We start from the raw sequence: 15,878 nt of genomic DNA on the forward strand, positions 1-15,878 counted from the left end.
TCGTTTGTCGAACAATCCCCTGCTTTTCGACACTGGTGACCAACGAGCAGCGCCGTAGCGACTGCCGATCACCACCACCGTGCCTTGCAGGGGATAACAACAATGACTCAAGCCACTTCTCAGCAAATCCCAGTGCACCAACTGGAAACCGTACTCGCGCCCATCCACCAAGCCACCGGCCTGTCCAACGAGTTCTATACCGACCAGAAGCTGTTCGAGCTCGAGCGCGACCAGGTCATGGGTAAGACCTGGGCCTGTGTCGGTTTCGCCAGCGACCTGAACCAGAACGGCTCGGTAAAACCGGTCGACTTCATGGGCCTGCCGCTGCTGCTGATGCGCAACCGCGAAGGCCTGGTGCAGGTGTTCCACAACGTTTGCAGCCACCGTGGCATGAAGCTGGTGGAAGAGGCCGGCACCGTGCAGGGCGTGATTCGCTGCCCGTACCACTCCTGGACCTACGATCTTAACGGCGGCCTCAAGGGCACGCCGCACGTGGGCGGCATCGACAAGCACAAGGACGAGCGTTTCGCCTGCGAGAAGCACGGCCTCAAGGCCATCCGCAGCGCCATCTGGATGGACATGGTATTCGTCAACCTGTCCGGCGACGCGCAGCCGCTGGAAGAGATGCTGGCGCCGCTGACCGCGCGCTGGAGCCAGTTCCTCGGTGATGATGGCATGGACCTGATGCGCCGCCGCGCCAACATGGACTCGACCACCCTCGACATCGCCTGCAACTGGAAGCTGGCCGTGGAGAACTACTGCGAGGCGTACCACCTGCCGTGGGTGCACCCGAGCCTGAACACCTACTCGCGCCTGGAAGATCACTACAACATCCTCTTCGACGAGCAGTTCGCCGGCCAGGGCAGCTACGCCTACAACCTCTCCGACGTTGCCGGCACCCACCTGCCGCAGTTCCCCAGCTGGCCGCAGGACCGCCTGCGCAACGCCGAGTACGTGGCTTTCTTCCCCAACGTGCTGCTGGGCATCCAGGCCGACCACGCCTTCGCCATGCAGCTGGAACCGGTCGCACCGGGCCGTACCATCGAGCACCTGCGCCTGTTCTATGTCGGTGACGAGGCGCTGAGCGACGAGTACGCCGCCTGCCGCAACGCCATCCTGGAATCGTGGAAAGTAGTGTTCGCCGAAGACATCGCCTCGGTCGAGGGCATGCAGAAGGGCCGTCATTCGCCGGGTTACGGCGGCGGTGCGTTCTCCCCGGAAATGGACATCCCGACGCACTACTTCCACCAGTGGGCCGCGCGCAAGTTGCTGGCCATCGCGCAGAACGCCTGAGGAGGCCGTCATGTATCCGATCGCCTCTCACTGGCTCAATTACATCGATGGTGCTTGGGTCGACAGCGCTCAGCACCTGCGCGTGAACAACCCCGGTACTGCCGAGCCGCTGGCGACCATCGCTCAGGCTACTGTCGAAGACACCGAGCGTGCACTGCAGGCAGCGCGTCGCTGCGCCGACAGCGGCGAGCTGACCCGCGCCCGACCGGCGCAGCGGGTCAGCTGGTTGCTGCGCATCGCCGAGGAAATCCGTGCGGTGGCGGACGAGGGCGCCTGGGTGCTGTGCCAGGAGAATGGCAAGAGCATCAACGATGCCCGCGATGAGTTCATCGAAGCCGCGCGCTACTTCGAGTACTACGCCGGCATGGCGGACAAGATCGAGGGCACCTCGATCCCGTTGGGCAACGGTTACATGGACTTCACTGTGTACGACCCCATGGGCGTATCGGCGCAGATCGTGCCGTGGAATTTCCCGGTGTCCATCTGCGCGCGCTCCCTGGCGCCGGCACTGGCTGCCGGCAACGCGGTGGTGATCAAGTCGCCGGAGCTGTCGCCGCTGGGCATGTGCGTGCTGGTGCGCGCCATCGTCAAGGCCGGTTTGCCGCAAGGCGCGATCAACCTGATCTGCGGCCGTGGCCGTGAGGTTGGAGCGCACCTGGTTAGCAGCGCCAAGGTCGACCAGATCGTCTTCACCGGCTCGGTGCCCACTGGCCAGTCGATCCTCCGTGATGCGGCGGCCAACGCCATTCCCAGCGTCATGGAGCTGGGCGGCAAATCGGCCGCCATCGCCTTCGCCGACGTCGACCGCAAGCAACTGCTGGCCAGCGTCAAGAACGGCATTTTCTTCAATGCCGGGCAGGTCTGCTCGGCCATGTCGCGCCTGCTGGTGCAGCGCGAGATCTACGAAGACATCGTCCAGGCTGTGGTCGAGCTGGCCGAAGGGCTCAGCGTCGGCCTCGGCCAGGACAACCCGGACCTCACCCCGGTGGTCAGTGCCGCTCAACTTGCTGGAATCGAAACCCTGTGTCGGCGCGCAGTCGATGAAGGCGCGGTACTGGCCACCGGTGGCGAGGCTCATAGCGAACTGGCCGGGCACTTCATGCGCCCGACAGTGTTCCGTGACGTGCGCGCGGACATGTGCATCGCCCAGGAAGAGGTGTTCGGCCCGGTGCTGGCGATCATCCCCTTCGACAGCGAAGAGCAGGCCATCGAGATTGCCAATGGCACCGATTTCGGCCTTGTCGCTGGCGTCTTCACCCAGGACATCAGCCGCGCCATGCGCTGCGTGCGGCGCCTGCGTGCTGGCCAGGTATTCGTCAACGAGTGGTATGCCGGTGGCATCGAAACGCCGTTCGGCGGTGTTGGCCTGTCCGGCTTCGGCCGCGAGAAGGGCCAGGAAGCGCTGTACAGCTACGTACGCACCAAGAACGTCGCCATTCGCGTGGCGGGGGAGTGAGCGCCATGTTCAAGACCTGGCTGTGTGTGGTCTGCGGTCTCATCTACGACGAGGCCCTGGGCTGGCCGGACGACGGCATTGTCGCCGGCACCCGTTGGGAAGACGTACCGGCGGACTGGAAATGCCCGGAGTGCAAAGTCGGCAAGGAAGATTTCGAGATGCTCGACATCAGCCCGGTCGTCGCTGCCGCCGCAGCGCCGCTCAGCACGCCGCTGCCGGTGCCGCCGCAACCGCTGCAGACGCTGGCGGCCGAAGTGCGTCAGCCCATCGTCATCATCGGCAGCGGTTACGCCGGTTATGGCCTGGCCCAGGCGCTGCGCCGCGCTGATGCCGAGGTAGAAATACGCGTGCTGACCCAGGAGTCCGGGCACCTGTATTCCAAGCCGGCGCTGTCCATCGGTCTGGCTCAGGGCAAAAGCGCCGACGCGCTGGCCGGTGAGTCGGCGCTGGCCATCGAGAAGCGCCTGAAAATTCGCGTCTACCCGCATTGCACGGTGGAGCACATCGACACCACGGCGCGGCGCCTGCACACCAACATCGGTGAGATGGAATACGGCCAGCTGGTGCTGGCTAGCGGTGCGGCGCCGATTCGCCTGCCCATCGAAGGGGCCAGCGATGCGCTGATCAGCGTCAACAACCTGCATGACTACCGCAGTTTCCGCGAGCGCCTGGTCGGCGTGCGACGCGTGGCGATTCTCGGTGATGGGCTGATCGGCTGCGAGTTCGCCAACGACCTGGCGGCCAGCGGTTTTCAGGTCAGCGTTATCGGCCTGGGTAAGTGGCCAATGGAGCGCTTGCTGCCGGCCGAAGCCGGGCAACATCTGCAAAGTGCGTTGGCTGCGTTGGGCGTCAGCTGGCACTTGCAGAACACCGTGCGCCGTGTCGATGCGCTGGAACAGGGCTACCGCTTGACTCTGGCCAATGGCGAAAGCCTGGAGGCTGATCTGGTGCTCTCGGCTGTCGGCCTTCAGCCCAATCTGGGCCTGGCCAAATGTGCTGGTTTGGCCGTGGGCCGTGGGATTCAGGTCGATGCTCAGCTGCAGAGTTCGCAGCCGGGCATCTACGCCCTGGGTGACTGCATCGAGGTCGATGGGCAATTGCTGCCTTATCTGGCTCCGATCAACCAGGGCATTGCTGCGCTGAGCAAGACTTTGCTTGGCCAGCCGACGGCGGTGAGCTATCCGCTGATGCCGGTGACGGTGAAAACCCCAGCCGCACCGCTGTGCCTGTTGGCGCCGGCACCTGGCACCGCTGGTGAGTGGCGCTGCACACCGAACGCCGATGGCCTGAGCGCCGGTTTCTACGATGCCCAGGGGCTGGCGTGCGGCTTCGTCCTGCTCGGACGACAGGCGCAGACCCAACGCAACAGCTGGCTGCAAAGCTGCCAGAACGCACAACGATCAGTGGCCTGAGGGCACGCGCATGAGCAAGCAAATCAATCTGCCCCATGACGACAGCAGCTGCGGCTGGTACGCCGCACTGCCACAGCAACCTGCGTGCAAGCGCCTGCAAGGCGAACAACACGCCGACTACGCGGTGATCGGTGCCGGTTTCGCCGGCCTGGCCGCTGCGCGCCGCCTTGGCGAGCTGCTACCGGACAAACGCATCATCCTGGTCGACGCCCAGCGTGTCGGCCAGGGCGCTTCTGGACGCAACTCCGGTTTCGTCATCGACCTGCCGCACAAGTTCGCCCTGGAACATCCCGACCCGGCCCACAAACAGCGCCTGCTATCGCTCAATCGCGCTGCCATCGCCCAGCTGCAGGGGTTGATCGAGCGTCACGGTATCGACTGCCAATGGTCCCACGCCGGCAAGTATCAGGGCGCGGTGGGCCAGCGTGGCCTGGCGTATCTGCAGCACTTCGAAAAGTTGCTGACGAACCTCGGCGAACCCTTTCGCCTGGTCGAGCGCGACGAGCTGGCGCAGGTGCTGGGCAATGACTATTACAGTCGCGCGATCTTCACCCCAGGCTGCTATCTGATGCAGCCGGCGGCACTGGTCACCGGGCTGGCGCACTCGCTGCCGGAAAACGTCGAGCTGCTGGAAGAGTCGCCCATCACCGGTCTGCGACGCGACGGACAGGGCGGCTGGCTGCTGCAGGGCAGTCAGGGCACGATTCGCACCGAGCAGTTGCTGCTTGGCACCAGCATCTTCACCCAGGAGTTCGGTTACCTGCGTAACCGTTTGCTGCCGGTGATGACCTTCGCCAGCTGGACGCGTCCGCTGAGTGATGCCGAGCTGGCGGCCTTCGGTGGTCAGCTCGATTGGGGCCTGACCCCGGCCGATCACGCCGGCACCACGGTACGCATGACTCAGGACCGCCGCCTGATTATCCGTAACACCTACAAGCACGTGCCCAAGTACGGCAAGAGCACCAGCGACGGCATGCGCGAGTCGGTGCGTGCCGATCATCGCAAGGCTTTCCTGGCGCGCTACCCGCAACTGGCCGATGTGCCGTTCAGCCACACCTGGGGCGGTGTTTACGCGATCTCGCGCAACTTCACCAACTTCTTCGGCGAACTGGAACCGGGCGTGTTCGCCTCGGCCTGCGACAATGGTGTTGGCGCGGCCTGGGGCACCATCTCCGGCACGCTGCTGGCGGAAATGGCGGTCGGCAGCGACTCGGCGCAGTTGCGCGATATCCAGGCCGTCACCGGCATGCCGTCGCTCAATCCGCCTGAGCCATTTCTCGGCCTGGGCGTGCGTTCGCGAATTCGCCTGGCGGCCTGGAACAGCCGGAGCGAGCTATGAGTCAGGTCGTTTCCGGGAAAGGCCCGGTGCTGTTGGTCGATCACCATGACCTGGATTTCACCCCACGCGGCGGGCCGCCCGGCGCCGCCTTCGTGGCGCGGGCGATCAGCAACGAGATCTCGCCGAACATCGGTATCGGTTTCGCCCGCTGGGAAGGCGCCGAGGTGGCCTGGACCCTGCTGTACGACGAGGTGATCTTCGTCATCGAAGGCTGCTTCGAGCTCCAGGCCAATGGTCAGCTGTATCGTGTTCAGCCGGGGCAGTTGCTGTGGATTCCCGAAGGCACCGAGCTGGTCTACGGCGGCCATGCGCTGTTCGGTTACGTGGTCCATCCGGGGGACTGGAAACAACGGCATGGTCTGGATTAGGCAGGGCGGCCTATGGCCCCGCTTTGCTGGCCGGCGCGCAGATGGAGCACTTCGGCTCCGGCGGCGTCCACTTTCATCCCTCAGGAAGTCTAGCCATGTTCGAAAACAAGAATAAGTATCTGGCCGACGAGGTCGCCACGCAGCCACTGCGCAATCCGGTCAGCGTCGAGACCCATAGGGCTGCTCGCGCCTATCGTTTGCAGCGAGTGCGTCAGCAACTCAAGGCCGCCGATTGCGCGGCCATACTGCTGTATGACCCGGTGAACATCCGCTACGCCACCGACACCTCCAACATGCAGGTGTGGACGCTGCATAACTACGCCCGCTATGCGCTGGTGTTCGCCGATGGGCCTGTGGTGCTGTTCGAGTTCCACAACTGCGAACACCTGCACCAAGGCAACGAACTGCTCGACGAGATACGTCCAGCGATCAACTGGAGCTATTTCGGTGCCGGCTCGCGCATCGGCGAGAAGGCTCTGGACTGGGCCGACGATATCCAGGCGGTGATTCGCCAGCATGCTGGAGACAAGGTGCGCCTGGCAGTGGACAAGGCCGACCTGGAAGGCTTCGACCTGCTGCGCGAGGCTGGCCTGACTCTGATAGAAGGGCACAGCCTGATGGAGCAGGCACGGCGGATCAAATCCCCCGAGGAGTTGGAATTGATGCGCTGGACCATCGCCGTGTGCGAGCGCGGCATCCAGCGTATGCACGATGCACTGCGCCCCGGCATGACCGAGAACGAGCTCTGGGCCTGGCTGCACTACGAGAACGTTCGCCACGGTGGTGAATGGATCGAAACCCGCCTGCTGGCCTCAGGGCCGCGTACTAATCCCTGGATGCAGGAGTCCAGTGACCGCGTGATGCAGGAAGGTGAGATCGTCTGCTTCGACACCGACCTGATCGGCCCGTACGGTTACTGCGCCGACATCTCTCGAGCCTGGACTGTCGGCCACGTTTCCCCCAGCGCCGAGCAGCGCAAGCTCTATCGTCTGGCCCATGAACAGGTACAGCACAACATGGCGTTGTTGCGTCCGGGCTTGAGTCACCGCGAGTTCGTCGAGCAGTCCTGGGAAATTCCGCCGGCCTATTGGCACAACCGTTATTGCTGTGTCGTGCACGGCGTCGGCCTGGTCGACGAGTACCCGGCTCTGGCGCACAAGGGGGCCGATTGGACCAGCAGCGGCTACGACGGGGTATTCGAGGAAAACATGGTGCTTTGCGTGGAGAGCTATATCGGCGAGCAGGGCGGCAAGGAGGGCATCAAGCTGGAGCAGCAGGTACTGATCACCGCCAATGGCTGCGAAGCCCTGTCGCGCTACCCGTGGCAAACGGACTGGCTGTGATTGGGGTGGGCCACAGGAAGGGGGCACCACAGTGCGCATGATTCAGGATCGCCGTCGGATCATCCATAACACCTGCAAGCACGTGCCCGCGTACGGAAAGAGCCGCAGCGGCGCCATGCGCGATTCGGTATGCACCGACCATCGCAAGGCCTTCCTGGCGCGCTGCCCGCAGTGGGCCGATGTGCCGTTCAGCCCTTGCTTCGGCGAGCTGCAGCCGGGCGTGTTCGCCACTGCCTGCGACAAGGGTGTCGGCGCGCCCTGGAACAGTCGGAGCGAGCTATGAGCCAGGTCGTTTCCGGGAAAGGCCCGGTGCAACTGGTCGATCACCATCGATCTGGCGTTCCTCCCGCACGGCGGTCCACCCGGCGCCGCTTTCGTGGCGCAGGCGATCAGCAACGAGAGCTCGCCGAACATCGGCATCGGGTTCGCCCGCTGGGAGGGTTGCCTATGGTCTCGTTTTGCTGCGCGCCCGGCTCAGGCGTGGTGGTTCTCCGTGAAAAAGGGGTGAGCAATTGCTCGGACTGACCCAGGCGTTCGCTGCACTCTATCTGGCCAGCCTGTTGATGCAGCTCGGCTCGACCCTGCTGATGACCTACCTTGCTCTGCGCCTGACTGCCGGTGGCGTCGCCGAGTTCTGGGGCGGTGCGCTGATGGCTGCCAATGCTCTGGGCATGGTGGTCGGCGGCAAGGTCGGCCAGGTGCTGATCGGCCGTGTCGGTCACATCCGTACCTACGTCGCCTGTTCCGGCATCATCTGCGCGGCGGTGCTGACGCATGCCTTCAGTGAGGCATTGCCACTCTGGTTGTTGCTACGTTTTGTCGTCGGCGTGGCGATGATGTGCCAACTGATGGTGGTGGAAAGCTGGCTCAATGACTGCGCGCAGAGCGATCAGCGCGGCAGGGTGCTGGGCATCTACATGGTCGCGGCCTACGTCGGGATGATGCTCGGTCAACTGGCGCTGAGCATCGATGGCAATCTCGGCCTGCATGCGTTACTCGGCGTGGTCATCGCCTTCGCCCTGAGCCAGGTGCCGGTGGCGCTGACCCGCAGCACCCATCCGAGCATACCGGGTTCCGAGCCGGTCGACCTGCGCCTGTTCCTGCAGCGAGTGCCGCAGTCGCTGTTCACCGTACTGATCTCGGGGATGATCAACGGTGGTTTCTATGGCTTGTCGTCGATCTACGCCAGCCGACAGGGCCTGAGCACGGTGGAAGTGGGCCAGTTCATGGCCCTGGCGATTGCGGCTGGGCTGCTTGCGCAACTGCCACTGGGCTGGCTGTCGGATCGTCTGCCTCGCGCCAGTCTGATTCGCGGTGTGGCGGCGTTGCTGATCCTGACCTGCCTGCCGTTGGCGTTCTATCAGGGCCTGTCGTTCGGCGTGCTGCTGCTGTTCAGCGCGTGCATCGGTTTCCTGCAGTTCTGCCTGTACCCGCTTGGTGTGGCCCTGGCCAACGACAACATGGAGCCGCGTCTGCGCGTGTCACTGGCGGGTTTGTTGCTCGCTACTTTCGGTGTGGGAGCCTGCATCGGTCCGCTGCTGGCCGGTGCACTGATGGGGTATTTCGGCCCCTCCAGCCTCTATCTGTTCTTTGCCATCAGCGCGGCGGTATTGGCGGTTGCCGTAGGGCAAGGGCGCGTGACCGGCGAGCACCTGCAGGACGATGCGCCGCTGCAGCATCAGGCCACACCCAATGCCCTTGCCTGCACGACCCTGGCTGCGGTTATCGAGCCAGCGGTCAGCGTCGAGGAGCGAGTCGAGGAGGCACCCAGCCAGAGGCTCTGAACGATCCATACCTACCTGCGAATGGATGCGCAAAGCTCAGCCATAACGACGAGCCTGCAGGTGCCTGCCTGGCGGCTCGCCAGCGCCCGTGAAATATGGCTTTTAGGCTGTTTGGTGGCGCCCTGAATGATCGTGCGAATTGATGATTAAAAATCATAAGTCGCGCAGATTAAATGGTTTGTCGATGGATTCGCGCCTGTTCGACTATTGATCATCCGCAGCGATTACCGAGCCGCTCACTGCACCTGCAGGGCTCAGTCCGGATGCGGAGAAAACTATTACAAGAACAAAATCGAGGTGCGTGCATGAAGCCTATGGTTGCGGAAGACATAGTCGGTCGAGACTTCAATATTCGAGTGCTCGGCTTGAACTTCCATCGCGTCATATTCCCCGTTTCCTTCTCCATCATCCTTTTGCTGGTTCTCCTGGCACTGAGCAATCCCGTGGTCTTCGGCGAGACGCTGGAAGGCATCAAGGGCTGGATCCTGAAGAACTTCGACTGGTTCATCATCATCATGGGCAATCTGGCGGTGCTGTTCTGCGCCGGCCTGGCGCTGTCGCCGCTGGGTAAGGTGCGTCTCGGTGGTCGCGATGCCAAACCCGAATTCAGCACCCTGTCGTGGTTCTCCATGATGTTCGCCGCCGGCATGGGCGTCGGCCTGCTGTACTGGGGCGTCGCCGAGCCGGTAGCGCAATACACCGCCTGGTGGAAAACACCGCTGAACGTGGCCGCCAGCACCCCGGAGGCTGCTCATGCAGCGATGGGCGCAACGCTGTATCACTGGGGCTTTCACCCCTGGGCGATTTACCTGACCAGTGCGCTGGTGGTGGGGTACTTCTCCTACAACAAGGGCCTGCCACTGTCGCTCAGTTCCGGTCTGCAGCCGCTGTTGGGGCGTGGGCATCGTGGCTTACCGGGACAGATGGTCGATGTGTTCACCGTGGTGCTGAGCATTTTCGGCCTGGCCACTTCCCTGGGTCTGGGCGCCATGCAGGCCACGGCCGGTATTGCCCACGTGCTGGGCACACCGAATACCTTTGCCTTTCAACTGCTGTTCATCGTCGCGGTTACCGGCCTGGCCGCGTTCTCGCTGTGGCGGGGGCTGGATGCCGGGGTCAAGGTCCTGAGTAACATCAACATGCTGCTGGCGTTGGTGCTGTTTCTGCTGGTCGCGGTGGGTATTGGCGGCATGGCGTTCTTATCCAACACCCTGAGCGCAGCGGTCGACTACGGCCAGATGTTCCTGCCACTGAGCAACTGGATCAATCGTCCTGATCAGGACTGGTTCCAGGGCTGGACGGTGTTCTATTGGGCCTGGTGGTGCACCTGGGGCCCGCTGGTGGGTATTTTCGTTGCTCGCGTTTCCAAGGGCCGCACCCTGCGCCAGATGGTGGGCATGGTGATGCTGGCGCCGACCGTGGTCACTCTGCTGTGGTTCTCTGCCTTCGGTGGCGGCGCTATCGCCCAGGTGATCGACGGCAGCGGTGCTCTTGCAGCTGGCCTCAGTGACGTCAACATGGCGATCTTCCAGTTCCTGGAAATGCTGCCGCTGGCTGGTATCGGTTCGCTGCTGGTGGTCGCCTTGTTGGTGTTCTTCATGGTGACGTCGGTGGACTCCGGTGCGCTGGTGATTGACAACCTGTCGGCCGGTGGCGACCCCGACACCCAGCCGGGTCAGCGCGTGCTATGGCTGGTGATGATCGCGTTGGTGACCGTCACGCTGTTCGTGATTGGTGGCGATACTGCGCTCAAGGGCATTCAGGCTGGTGCCGTGGCGATGGGCCTGCCGTTCATGGGGCTGATGCTGCTGCTGATGATTGGTCTGGTCAAAGGCCTTATCGAAGACTGCCGCAGCTGACGTCTGCCAATCGACGCCCTGACACCCGCCGCAAGGCGGGCGTCGGGGCGTTTGCGTTTCTGCGTGCACGGCTTTTACGACCAAAGGCGCGTTTTACTCGGCCGAAAGCAGGATTGCCTGGCGCTGGTACGTTGTCGAAGCTGAACGGTACGCTGCCCAGAGAACCCTCGATGACCCTGTACGCTCCACGTTCTGCCCCTGTTCGGCGCCTGGCCAATGGCGCACTGCTGCGTGCGCAGCAACAGCGCTGGGCGCAGTCGGTAGGGTTGTGTCTGCGGGTGGCGGCGGGCAGTCGTGACGAGCCGCTGGCCTATCCGGGCCTGGCGCACTTTCTGGAGCATCTGCTGTTTCTCGGTAGCCGCGAATACCCGGTCGATCAGGGCTTGATGGCCTTCGTCCAGCGTCATGGCGGGCTGGTCAATGCCTCGACCCAAGCGCACCATACCGATTTTGTCTGCGAGCTGCCGGCCGATTTGTTGCATCCGGCGCTGATGCGTCTGCTGGATATGCTCGGCCAGCCGCTGCTGGAGAGTGATGCGCAGCTGCGCGAGCGCGAGGTGCTGCACGCCGAATACCAGGCGCGCAGCCAGGATGCCGACAGTCGCATCGATCATGCGCTGGGCCAGGCGCTCTCCGCCGGGCATCGCTGCGGCGCGTTCCTGGCCGGTGATCGCAGCACGCTGGTCGTGGAGTCTGCGGAATTTCAGCGGGCGCTACGTGGTCATCATCAGCGTCACTACCAGGCCGGGCGCATGTGTCTGACTCTGGTCGGGCCACAACCGGCCGAGCAGTTGCTGGATATCGCCGAGGCGCTGCTTGGAGCGTTGCCTGCAGGCGAGGGCGAAGCCTGTTCCGCTCCGCCGCCGGGCCTGCTGCCGCTGCGAGCACCGTGCCTGCACCTACAACACAGTCACTCGGGTGTGTTCCTGGGTCTTGCCGTGCAGCTCGACACCCGCGACCTGAACGCATCGTTGGATCTGTTGCTGGATGCCTTGCATGACCCTGCGCCTGGCGGCTTGCTCGACGGCCTGCGCGCGATGCAATTGTGCCGGCAGTTGCAGGCGCGGGTGCTGTATCAGCACGGTGGGCAATGCCTGCTGCGTCTGGACTTTCATGGCGCCAGCGCGGAGCAGGGCGGCGCAGTGCGCGCGGCTGTGCAGAGTTGGGCCATATCTCTGCAGGGCCATGCAGATTGGCCCCAGCGACTGCAGCACCAGCAGCAGGCAGCAGCGCTCAGGTTGCTTGGGCTCAGCCCGTTGGCGGCGGCCAGGGAACTGCAGTCGTCTGCTCAGGACGCTAGCCATACCTTGCGCGACCTGAATGCTGTACTGGCTTGCCTGGCCCGCGGTGATGGGTTGATCGAATTGCAGTGTGGCGAGCAGGTGCGACCCTTGTGGCCGGCAATCGGATTAGATTTGCCATTGCAGGCCTTGCCGATGCCATCGCCAACCCCAATTTCGAACCATCCCTGGCGGCTGCCTGGCAATGATCCATTGCTGGCCGGCGCTGCCGTGGCATCGGCCGTTTTGCCATCGGCCGCGCTACGACATCATCCGGGGCAGGTGGAGGGTGGGCCGGCTGCGCTTTACTGGCGTGGCCCTTGTGCGGCGGCGGGCGACGCGGCGGCCATCGAAGCGGAATCGCTGGCGCGTAGTGCCGATCTGCGCTGGCGCGGTGAGCGGCTTGGCATCGCCTGCCAGCTGAGCGTGCAAGCCGCTGGCTGGAGTCTTTCATTGCGTGGTCCGGTACCGCTGTTGCCGGCCTTCAGTGCCTTGCTGCTACCGCTGCTGTTGGCCGCGCAGGATGAACCAGTCGAGCCTGCTTCCCAGGGCATGTTGTTGCGGGCGCTGCTGCAGCGTTTGCCGCAGCTCTGCGAGCTGCCCAAGACCTCGCGACTGGAAGGGCTGAGTGTTGGACTTGGGGCGCGCGAGCAGGCGCAGTTGAACGAGTTGTGCGTGGCTGTCGAGGCGCTTACGGATCTGTCGCCCGTGCCGTGTATCGAGACTGGCATCGACTGGCACCAGGTCGCGCAGCCAAGTACCGATGCCGCGTTGCTGCTGTTCTGTCCCTTGCCTGCCGTCGATGCCTGCACCGAGGCCGCCTGGCGTCTGCTTGGGCAGGTGTTGCAGGGACGTTTCTACCAGCGCCTGCGCGGTGAGTTGCAACTGGGTTACGCGCTGTTCGCCGGCTTCCGCCAGGTCGAGGGTTGCCGGGGCTTACTGTTTGCCTTGCAGTCACCCGTCTGCGAGGCGGCTGGCATCTTCGAGCATATCCGCGCCTTTCTGGGCGAGCAGCGTCAGTCGCTCGCTGCGCTGGATGATGAGGCCGTGTCGCGTTACCGCGCTGCCTTGCTACCGACACTGAGCCCGGCCGAGTCCAATCTGGCACGTGCCGAGCAGCTATGGCAGTTGCATCTGGCAGGCTTGCCCGAGGTGCACCTGCAACGGGTGCAGCAGGCGTTGGTGGCCCTGACCTCTAGCGATCTGCTGCGGGCACATGAGCAGTTGCTAAGCGCCCGCGACTGGCGCGTGTTGGCCAGCGGAGCACCGTCGCCGGCCTAACTGCACCGTTTTTCCTCCCGCTCTCCATTCCGATATGCAGGCCTGGGTGTTTTGCGTCTGCCTGCAGACGTTTGCCTATTTCCCTTTTCACAGCGCTTTGCGTGCGCGTCTACGCCCTAGGGCTGGCCCGGTACTACGACCTTTCTCCTGCTACCGGTAGCAGGTCGGTCGCGAGCCGGCGGGAGCGGGCCGGTAGCGCCCGGCCAAAGCAGCAGCGAATCGCTGCCAAGGCAGCGTATGGCCCGCCTGACTCGCTTTCGATAATCGCCTCCGACACGACTGCCCTGGCGGTCGCCACTCAAGCGGAGAGCGTTATGAACAACAACAAGATCGCCATCACTCGATTTCTGCCCCTGACCCTGGCTACGGCCGTCGCCCTGGCGACCGCGCAGCAGGCCGCCGCCGAGATCGTCCTGTACGACAAGGACGACACCACTTTCTCCACCGACGGCTACATCAACGCCTTCTACGTCAACAGCGACGTGGACCGCGACGGCGAGCAGTTCGACCGCCGCCAGTCGCGGGTGAAGATGGGCTTTCTGCCCAACTGGATCGGCTTCAACTTCGGCAAGCAGATCGACGGGCTCAAGCTGACCGGCCGCTCCTCCTTCTGGGTCACCATCAACGACAGCGAAACCAATGGCACCGACACCGCCATCGACGTTCGTCAGTTCTACGGCACCGTTTCCAGCCCGGAGTGGGGCGAAGTCCTGGTGGGCAAGGACTTCGGCCTGTTCTCGCGCTCCAATATCTTCCTCGATGAGCTGCTGGCCGGTTACGGCAACGTGTCCGACACCCTCGGCCTGGTGGACGGCAACGGCGTGTCCTTCGGCAACATCGGCACCGGCTACCCGTATCCGTTCCCGACCTCGCAGATCACCTACCGCAACAACAACCTGGCCGAAGGCCTGCGTGTCGCGGTCGGCATCATGGACCCGGTCGACACCAACGACGACAGCCCGACCGGCAAGGCCTACCAGGAAAACCCGCGCTTCGAATCGGAGGTCAGCTACCAGTTCGATGTGGGCGGTTCGACCATCTACACCTGGGTCAACGGTGCCTACCAGACCTCCGAGAACACCGACGACACCGTCGACAAGGTCACCTCCAAGGGTCTCGGCTATGGCGTGCAGGCCAAGTTCGGCGGCCTGTCGCTGACCGGTTCGGGCTTTCAGGCCAAGGGCATCAACCCGTTCTTCACCAACAACCTGGGCGAGCCGACCCTGCGTGACATCGACAGCGACGGCTACCTGCTGCAGGGCTCCTACACCTGGGGCAAGAACCGCGTGGCGCTGTCCTATGGCAAGACCGAGGACGACGGCAACGGCCTGGGCGTGGCAGCGGACTACGAGACCCGCGGTATCGCCTACTTCCGCACCATCAACGACAACCTCAAGCTGGTCGCCGAGTACAACCAGTACCAGATCGACGCCGCCGCTGGCAGCGGTCTGAACGAGGACACCGACACCTTCGCCGTCGGTGCGGTACTCAGCTGGTAAGCCATACGGCTTGCGGACGACGGGAGGCCCAAGGGCCTCCCGTTCTTTTCGAGCCTGTTCACGATCTGCTGCGCGTCGGCGCTACTGCGTTAAAAACAAGCTGGATCGCCAGCCCGGTCGGAAGCCGCTTGCGGCTAACGCACCTCTGGTGCGGCCCCGAAGGGGCGAGCGAAGCGAGTCATGCTCATGTACAAAAGTACAGTCGCCCGCGACCCCGGCCGCTCCTCGCTTGTTTTTGCGGGGCCGCCATCGGTGTTGTATCGCTCTAGCTCGCCAGATCGTGAACAGACTCTCAGGGATCGAAAGGAATAATTCAATGATCGGACTCTGGAGCGAATCGGCTCAAACCTATCTGCTGGTACTGGCGATCAGTACCACGCTGTTCTTCGCGCTACCCATCTTCCTTGTGCCGCTGACCTGGGCCCGCCTGATGCGCTGGCGCATTCCGCAGGACATCGACCTGGCGGTCTACTTCGGGCGCTGTCTGGGTGCCTTCATCCTGATCGTCGAGGCGCTGATGCTTCGCGCCGCGCTGACCGGTGAAGCGCTGCACACCACCTTCGAGGTGCTGGCCGCGGTGGCCCTGATGATGGTGCTGGTGCATGTGCATGGCGCGATCAAGCGCATCCAGCCGTGGACGGAAACCCTGGAGATCGGCTTCTACGCCGGGATGTTCGTGCTGACCCTGATGTTCTGGCCGGCTCCGTAAGACCGCTGGTGCGCACGGCGCACCCTACACACGCATGGCGACGTCCTAGGTAGGGTGCGCCATGCGCACCAGCGATTCCGGGCCGTGATGGAGAGCCGTGTAGGGCTCGATGGCAGACTCCATCATTGCCCTTGGCGCGGGCGTACTGCTTCGCGAGTACGCCCTACGGGTCGGCTATCCAGTACTCAAGTAGCATGGGGCGGGCAGCGCCGGCTTCGTAGAATTTCCCCATGATCAGCACGTGAATTGGGGCGT

At 63.7% G+C, this 15,878-nt stretch carries 12 protein-coding genes and 2 pseudogenes; all 14 read left to right on the forward strand.

Features of this window, described 5'->3' with window-relative positions; genetic code table 11:
* Positions 1–102: 102 nt before the first annotated feature.
* The gene (locus CXP40_RS20970; protein WP_177429703.1) at positions 103–1,293 is read left to right on the forward strand and encodes an aromatic ring-hydroxylating dioxygenase subunit alpha; all 1,191 of its coding nucleotides are present in this window, start codon (positions 103–105) and stop codon (positions 1,291–1,293) included.
* A 10-nt stretch (positions 1,294–1,303) separates the two neighbouring features.
* Positions 1,304–2,749 carry an aldehyde dehydrogenase family protein gene (locus CXP40_RS20975; protein ID WP_106735306.1) on the forward strand — a complete coding sequence of 482 codons (1,446 nt, stop codon included), beginning with the start codon at positions 1,304–1,306 and terminating at the stop codon, positions 2,747–2,749.
* A gap of 5 nt (positions 2,750–2,754) precedes the next feature.
* Positions 2,755–2,919 (forward strand): annotated as a pseudogene (locus tag CXP40_RS24040) (rubredoxin); the annotation flags it as partial.
* Entirely contained in the window at positions 2,908–4,161 is a 1,254-nt protein-coding gene (locus CXP40_RS20980; protein ID WP_256579524.1) for an FAD-dependent oxidoreductase, read from the forward strand. The pseudogene CXP40_RS24040 and the gene CXP40_RS20980, both read left to right, overlap by 12 nt.
* A gap of 10 nt (positions 4,162–4,171) precedes the next feature.
* Entirely contained in the window at positions 4,172–5,500 is a 1,329-nt protein-coding gene (locus CXP40_RS20985) for an FAD-binding oxidoreductase (RefSeq protein ID WP_106735308.1), read from the forward strand.
* Positions 5,497–5,868, forward strand: coding sequence for an ethanolamine utilization protein EutQ (locus CXP40_RS20990; protein WP_106735309.1), 372 nt, complete (start codon positions 5,497–5,499; stop codon positions 5,866–5,868). The genes CXP40_RS20985 and CXP40_RS20990 overlap by 4 nt, the downstream gene beginning before the upstream one ends.
* Before the next feature lie 95 nt (positions 5,869–5,963).
* A complete protein-coding gene (locus CXP40_RS20995; RefSeq protein ID WP_106735310.1) occupies positions 5,964–7,211 on the forward strand; it encodes a Xaa-Pro peptidase family protein in 1,248 nt (415 codons plus the stop codon).
* A 115-nt stretch (positions 7,212–7,326) separates the two neighbouring features.
* A complete protein-coding gene (locus CXP40_RS24310; RefSeq protein WP_371916977.1) occupies positions 7,327–7,494 on the forward strand; it encodes a hypothetical protein in 168 nt (55 codons plus the stop codon).
* Positions 7,491–7,653, forward strand: a pseudogene (locus CXP40_RS24045) (ethanolamine utilization protein EutQ); the annotation flags it as partial. The gene CXP40_RS24310 and the pseudogene CXP40_RS24045, both read left to right, overlap by 4 nt.
* Positions 7,654–7,723: 70 nt before the next feature.
* Entirely contained in the window at positions 7,724–8,995 is a 1,272-nt protein-coding gene (locus CXP40_RS21010; protein ID WP_218239097.1) for an MFS transporter, read from the forward strand.
* A 305-nt stretch (positions 8,996–9,300) separates the two neighbouring features.
* The gene (locus CXP40_RS21015; protein WP_106735311.1) at positions 9,301–10,854 is read left to right on the forward strand and encodes a BCCT family transporter; all 1,554 of its coding nucleotides are present in this window, start codon (positions 9,301–9,303) and stop codon (positions 10,852–10,854) included.
* 170 nt (positions 10,855–11,024) lie between these two features.
* Positions 11,025–13,415 (forward strand): pyrroloquinoline quinone biosynthesis protein PqqF, encoded by a 2,391-nt coding sequence (gene pqqF, locus CXP40_RS21020; RefSeq protein WP_106735312.1) that lies wholly within the window; start codon positions 11,025–11,027, stop codon positions 13,413–13,415.
* A gap of 314 nt (positions 13,416–13,729) precedes the next feature.
* On the forward strand, positions 13,730–14,914 hold the full coding sequence (locus CXP40_RS21025; protein WP_106735313.1) for a porin: 1,185 nt from the start codon (positions 13,730–13,732) through the stop codon (positions 14,912–14,914).
* A 316-nt stretch (positions 14,915–15,230) separates the two neighbouring features.
* Complete coding sequence (locus CXP40_RS21030; protein WP_106735314.1) at positions 15,231–15,623, forward strand: hypothetical protein; 393 nt, start codon at positions 15,231–15,233, stop codon at positions 15,621–15,623.
* Positions 15,624–15,878 lie beyond the last annotated feature (255 nt).

The sequence above is a fragment of the Pseudomonas sp. YY-1 genome, from assembly GCF_002843095.1.
Classification (GTDB): Bacteria; Pseudomonadota; Gammaproteobacteria; order Pseudomonadales; family Pseudomonadaceae; genus Aquipseudomonas; species Aquipseudomonas sediminis_A.

What these genes read in the sequence shown, in the direction of transcription:
- CXP40_RS24310 (WP_371916977.1), top strand. Translation starts at nt 7,327, where the DNA reads ATGCGCGATTCGGTATGCACCGACCATCGCAAGGCCTTCCTGGCGCGC.
- CXP40_RS20975 (WP_106735306.1), top strand. Translation starts at nt 1,304, where the DNA reads ATGTATCCGATCGCCTCTCACTGGCTCAATTACATCGATGGTGCTTGG.
- CXP40_RS20980 (WP_256579524.1), top strand. Translation starts at nt 2,908, where the DNA reads ATGCTCGACATCAGCCCGGTCGTCGCTGCCGCCGCAGCGCCGCTCAGC.
- CXP40_RS20995 (WP_106735310.1), top strand. Translation starts at nt 5,964, where the DNA reads ATGTTCGAAAACAAGAATAAGTATCTGGCCGACGAGGTCGCCACGCAG.
- pqqF (WP_106735312.1), top strand. Translation starts at nt 11,025, where the DNA reads ATGACCCTGTACGCTCCACGTTCTGCCCCTGTTCGGCGCCTGGCCAAT.
- CXP40_RS20970 (WP_177429703.1), top strand. Translation starts at nt 103, where the DNA reads ATGACTCAAGCCACTTCTCAGCAAATCCCAGTGCACCAACTGGAAACC.
- CXP40_RS21025 (WP_106735313.1), top strand. Translation starts at nt 13,730, where the DNA reads ATGAACAACAACAAGATCGCCATCACTCGATTTCTGCCCCTGACCCTG.
- CXP40_RS21015 (WP_106735311.1), top strand. Translation starts at nt 9,301, where the DNA reads ATGAAGCCTATGGTTGCGGAAGACATAGTCGGTCGAGACTTCAATATT.
- CXP40_RS20985 (WP_106735308.1), top strand. Translation starts at nt 4,172, where the DNA reads ATGAGCAAGCAAATCAATCTGCCCCATGACGACAGCAGCTGCGGCTGG.
- CXP40_RS21030 (WP_106735314.1), top strand. Translation starts at nt 15,231, where the DNA reads ATGATCGGACTCTGGAGCGAATCGGCTCAAACCTATCTGCTGGTACTG.
- CXP40_RS20990 (WP_106735309.1), top strand. Translation starts at nt 5,497, where the DNA reads ATGAGTCAGGTCGTTTCCGGGAAAGGCCCGGTGCTGTTGGTCGATCAC.